Origin of the sequence: Desulfosarcina sp. (genome assembly GCF_041551955.1) — a bacterium.
GTDB lineage: Bacteria > Desulfobacterota > Desulfobacteria > Desulfobacterales > Desulfosarcinaceae > Desulfosarcina.
The window spans coordinates 1-5,192 of sequence record NZ_JBFELV010000369.1 but is presented as its reverse complement, the minus strand read 5'-3'; the positions used below and the strand labels follow the sequence as shown (position 1 = coordinate 5,192).

Sequence of the window (5,192 nt, the reverse complement as noted above, 5' to 3'; positions counted from 1 at the left end):
GGGAAGGTATTGCAACCCAACAGTCGCACTTATGCAGTGATAGGTAGTACTTCCGCTGCGATCCTGCGTCAGTCCCGATGCGGCTTGGACTTTTTTGAGCGGCCGTCGATGTCGGGAAGCTCGATGCCCAGGCGTTTGATTTTGCGGAACAGCGTACTCTTATGCATGCCCAATTCCCTGGCGGCAGCCAACCGGTTGTATTGATGCCGTTTAAGCGCGTTCACGATGGCAATGGCTTCGGTGGCGTCGAGCGTGTGGGCCAAGGGGTCGCAGGTATTGGAAGGCGGGTGGTGGGGGGAGAAACCGGACGGCAGATGGCGTGCCTGAATGGTGCCGGTACTGCAAAGGACGAAGGCGTGCTCGATGATGTTTTCCAGTTCACGAATATTTCCGGGATAATCGTGGCCCATGAGAATTTGAAGCACTTCGTCATCTACGCCGGTAATTGCTTTGCTGCGCAGCATGTTCATTTTTTCGATGAAGTGCCCGATCAGCAGGGGAATGTCCTCCTTGCGTTCCCGAAGGGGGGGAAGGTGCAGTCGAACCACGTTGATGCGGTAAAACAGATCCTGGCGAAATTCGCCAGCGGCAACCCGATCGTCAAGGTTTCGGTTGGTCGCGGCGATTACCCGCACATCCGATCTGACCTTCTCAACGGCACCAAGGGGTACAAACGCCTGCTCTTCCAGCACCCGCAGCAGCTTCACCTGGAATGCGGCGCTGGTGTCCCCGATTTCATCCAAAAGGATGGAACCGCCGGCTGTGGCTGCAAAGTAGCCGGGCTTATCTTTCACGGCGTGGGTAAAGGCACCGGATTTGTATCCGAACAGTTCGGATTCGAGCAGGGTGTCGGGCAGTGCGCTGCAGTTGATGGCCACAAAGGGCTTCGACTTGCGCGGGCTGGCATCGTGAATGGCCCGGGCCAGCAGCTCCTTGTCCGTACCGGTCTCTCCTTCCAGCAGCACGGTGCTGCCGCTTTCCGCCACCATGGGCAATATGGCCAGAATGTCGTGCATGGCGTCGCTGCGGCTGACAATGTCACCGATTTGAAAACGGCGGTCCAGTCGTTTGCGCAGCGCTTCCACCAGGCTGTGATCCCTGAAGGTTTCCACGCCACCCAACACCTCGCCGTTCTTGCTTTTCAGCGGTGCCGTGGAGACCGTGATGGGAATGCGCTTTCGGGCGCTGTTGACGATATAGGTTGACGTATTGGTCAGGGACGTGCCCTCCTTCATCGTCCGCTTCAAGGCGCAGTCGTCCTCGCACATATTGGAGCGGAAGACCTCCCAGCAATGACGGCCGATGGCTTCGTTCCGGTCGATGCCGGTTATTTTTTCGGCGGCACGGTTGAAAGACATGATGCGCCACTGGTGGTCGACGGTAAACACGCCATCGGAAATGCTTTCCAAAATAATTTCGGTGACGTTGTCCGGAATGAGGGTGATTGTTTTCGGCTTTTTCATGGCTGCGGTCGCGGGTATACATGGTCAACGAGTTTTTATGGCAACGGGTATCGGTTTTCTTTTACGTATATACGCTATTTGACGGTTAAGTTCCAGACCACGAATCCGGAATTCGGCTTTTTACTTTAGGGTTTCCATTCACGGGTTCAATTCAAACGAAGTGGGTCCATGATCACGACTTTCTTATTTTTACTGAAAGATATCCTTCCGGAATTTTCTCATTCTACCGGCGCTATCTTTTCTTTTATTGTCAAAAGCTCCTTGCCGGTCCATCCGTCGATCACTTCTCGTCCAGACACTTTCATATTATATATCTGGTTTAGTTCATCGGTTCAGCCATTGGCGCACTCAGGTTCTTGTGCATAGAAAACGATTAGTTAGCTTTTGCTTGACATCGTCAAATGAAACGCCTTAGGATGCACTACGAGGTATAAACGATTAAAAATTCATTCTTTTTTCGGAGTCCAAGTTAAATCCATGAAAAATTCTAAAACCATTATCATCGACCCCGTGTGGGACGAGCTAGAAAAAGTAAGGAACCAGCTTGGTCGGTTTCTGATTGATCAGCACCTTTCAGAGTTTCAAAATCACGCGGCGACGATGGTTTTCAATGAACTGATCGAAAAAGGCATCAAATACGGCAAGTTCGGACCGGGCGATCAAATAGAGTCGCACATCACCATCGACGATCGCATGATTACCATAGAGGTGGTCACCCCTGTCGACGAAACCAATCATATACATCTGCAAGAACTTGATGAGATGATCCAATGGATTAGAGGCTATCAAGATCCATTCGAAGCCTATATTGAAAAATTAAAAAAAGTCGCAAGATTGCCGATTGATGACAAGAAAAGCGGATTGGGGCTGGTGAGGATTGCTTATGAGGGCGGCGCTATTCTTGATTTTTGCAATATTGAAGACGGCAGGTTGAACGTTACCGCAGTCTTGAATTTTTAACGTTCAACGTGGAGATCGATATGGCTGAAACGCAAGTATTTGAACAGAATTTGCTCAAAATTCACCTGACAGATGGCATTGATTCAATCCACATCGGATTATCCGGGAAGAGTGTGGAACGCGACCCCGGCAAAATGATTACCCCGATCTTATTGGATGCACTGAAAAACACAGGCGAAGAGAATCGACTCATCATTCTTAATTTTTGTCAGTTGGACTTTATGAATTCCTCCACCATAACACCAATCATTAAAATACTGGATAGAGCGAAGCGGGGAAACAACCGATTGACTGTTTTGTACAACAAAGCCCTGAAATGGCAGGATCTCAGCTTTTCCGCTCTGGAGATATTTGAAACCCGCGACAAACGCATCGAGATTAAAGGCATTGAATAATTTGCAGGGGATCCACGCAAATAGTAAAGGCGTTTTGTACAATTACGATGAACAAATTCCCATCGTTGCGAAATCATCTTCAAAATATTCTTTTCTCATTGCGTGCAGCGATGGCAACACAATCATCCACGGAATCGAAGTTCAGAATCCTTCCTTGAAGGTCAACAAGAAAGATGCAGTTCATTTAGGCCGTTGCCGGATGCTCATCGAACCCAATATTGACGGGAACACTGGGCACTTGATATTCACCGAGTTCACTTACGATCTTGAAAATCTGTTTGACATGAACAAAATCGTGAAACTTCAATCTGGTTTCATGAACCTTCCATGCGTCATCTCCCACAACAAAATCCTACCAACGCTTAAGAATTACATCGCCGACATGACATATGCTCTGGGTGTATACAAAGGTCATTATGAGGGTGCGGTTTGTGCAAAGAAGAGAGAATAGAACGATGAGCGAAGAGCAGCGAAATGCCGCAGATGATCGCCGGCGATCGAAACGTAGAAAATTTAAAAGAGCCAATGTATTATCAGAAAATTTCGATAAACATTTGCAGGGGATCACCCATGAGCGGCTTTTAACGCTTACTGCTTTGGGTTTTGCTTTGGTCCCGTTGTTTTTCATACTCGACTATTATACACTTCCCAAAGAGACACTGTTTCGCATCGGCACTTACCGGTTGATCTCCACCCTTTTGCTTCTGGCTCAGTTTTTCGTGATTCGGCAAACCAGACCCGGAAAACTTTCCTATCTCCACGGCAATTTCGTTTCCATCAATGTCGCCGGAATCATTGCACTGATGATCGTCGACATCGGCGGTTTCAATTCCAGCTATTATGCCGGTCTCAATTTAGTCATGATTGCGGTCAACCTTCTTCTGCCTTGGAACGCATTCCATTCAACCATCAACTGCACGATGGTCATTTCGATTTACATTGTCCTCAATATTTGGTCTGGCCCCGATTATGATCACCGCATCTTGTTCAATAACCTATTTTTTCTTTTTGCCACCGCAGTCATTACAATAAGCATCAACTACGTGAAGCACCGACTCGTTCGCCAAGAGTTCTTACTGCTCATCGAACTCAAGAAAGCCCGGGACGCGCTGTGGAGTGAAATCGAGCTGGCCAAACGGATTCAAACTGCATTGTTGCCGGAAAAGGAAGAGATCGAAGGCTATGAAATTGCTGCTGCCATGACCCCGGCCAAAGAGGTGGGGGGCGATTACTATGATGTGATCGAAACATCGAATGGCGAAAAGTGGGTCACTATCGGTGACGTGTCCGGACATGGCGTCGATTCAGGACTGATTATGATGATGGCCCAGACGAGTATCCAGGCGACGGTTAACAACGGTTCCGGGGCCAGTCCTTCCGAGATACTCAAAAAGGCTAACAAAGTGATACGTGAAAACCTGACTCGGCTGGGGTCCGACCATTACATGACGATAATGGCGATCCGTTTTGATGAAAAAGTGATGACGGTGGCAGGGAAACATCAGGATATTATCATCTATCGATCTTTATCTAACAAAATAGAGCATATAGAGACGGGTGGAACATGGCTGGGCATAACCGATGATATCGAAAAACACATCAAAGACACCTTCATTCCTTTAGACAAGGGTGATCTGGTTCTCCTGTTTACCGACGGAATAACCGATGCCACGAACGAACACGGGGAGTTGTTCGGCCAGGAGCGCCTTGAAAATGCACTTCACCAATTTGCCGATCTCACCGTTCGCAAAATTCTCGAAAAGATATTGTGTGAAGTGAGCACGTTTCAAAAAGATCAAATGGATGACATGACGCTGATGATAATCCGAAAAGGCACCTGATACCACTGTCACAGAAAAAGAATCGCAAGATATACAGATGACATTGTTTTCAATGAACATAAACGACGTCGACGTCAACTGGTATTCGCTATCCTTTCCCGACCAACTGGAAACGGATTTTATTAAAGATTATTCGAACAAATCCCTGATTCATACACGAGTTGCATTACTATTGGCGATTTTCTTTTATGGGATATTCGGTATTCTCGATGCATGGTTGGCACCGGAGGAGAAACTCAGTTTATGGTTCATTCGATTTGTGGTCTTTATTCCATACACTGCTCTGGTCCTGCTTTTTTCGTTCACAAAAAATTTTAAAATTTACATGCAGCCCGCCAATGCTTCCGTGGTGTTATTGGCCGGTATCGGGATCACCGGCATGATCCTGATTGCGCCGCACCCTGTGAGCAATTCCTACTATGCAGGTCTAATCCTGGTTTTCATGTTCGGTTATACCTTTTTTAAGCTAAGATTTGTCTGGGCCACAATTACCGGATGGACGATCGTCATAGCATACGAGATGACAGCCATTC

At 47.6% G+C, this 5,192-nt stretch carries 6 protein-coding genes; 5 read left to right on the top strand and 1 reads right to left on the bottom strand.

Going from position 1 to position 5,192, the window contains the following annotated elements:
* Positions 1-68 precede the first annotated feature (68 nt).
* Positions 69-1,463, bottom strand: a complete 1,395-nt coding sequence (locus ABYV26_RS20320; protein WP_372683189.1) for a sigma-54 interaction domain-containing protein — start codon at positions 1,461-1,463, stop codon at positions 69-71.
* Positions 1,464-1,940: 477 nt separating this feature from the next.
* Here ABYV26_RS20320 and ABYV26_RS20315 point away from each other — a divergent pair, with 477 nt between their 5' ends.
* The 5 genes from ABYV26_RS20315 to ABYV26_RS20295 all read left to right on the top strand — a co-directional run.
* Positions 1,941-2,423, top strand: coding sequence for a hypothetical protein (locus tag ABYV26_RS20315; protein WP_372683188.1), 483 nt, complete (start codon positions 1,941-1,943; stop codon positions 2,421-2,423).
* A 20-nt stretch (positions 2,424-2,443) separates the two neighbouring features.
* Positions 2,444-2,818: a hypothetical protein gene (locus ABYV26_RS20310; protein WP_372683187.1), complete on the top strand. Its 375-nt coding sequence runs from the start codon at positions 2,444-2,446 to the stop codon at positions 2,816-2,818.
* Entirely contained in the window at positions 2,775-3,269 is a 495-nt protein-coding gene (locus ABYV26_RS20305; protein ID WP_372683186.1) for a hypothetical protein, read from the top strand. The genes ABYV26_RS20310 and ABYV26_RS20305 overlap by 44 nt, the downstream gene beginning before the upstream one ends.
* Positions 3,217-4,659 (top strand): PP2C family protein-serine/threonine phosphatase, encoded by a 1,443-nt coding sequence (locus ABYV26_RS20300; protein WP_372683185.1) that lies wholly within the window; start codon positions 3,217-3,219, stop codon positions 4,657-4,659. Before ABYV26_RS20305 ends, ABYV26_RS20300 begins: the two co-directional genes overlap by 53 nt.
* A 52-nt stretch (positions 4,660-4,711) precedes the next feature.
* Positions 4,712-5,192, top strand: a 481-nt coding sequence (locus ABYV26_RS20295) for a hypothetical protein (protein WP_372683184.1), incomplete at its 3' end; no start/stop codon positions are given.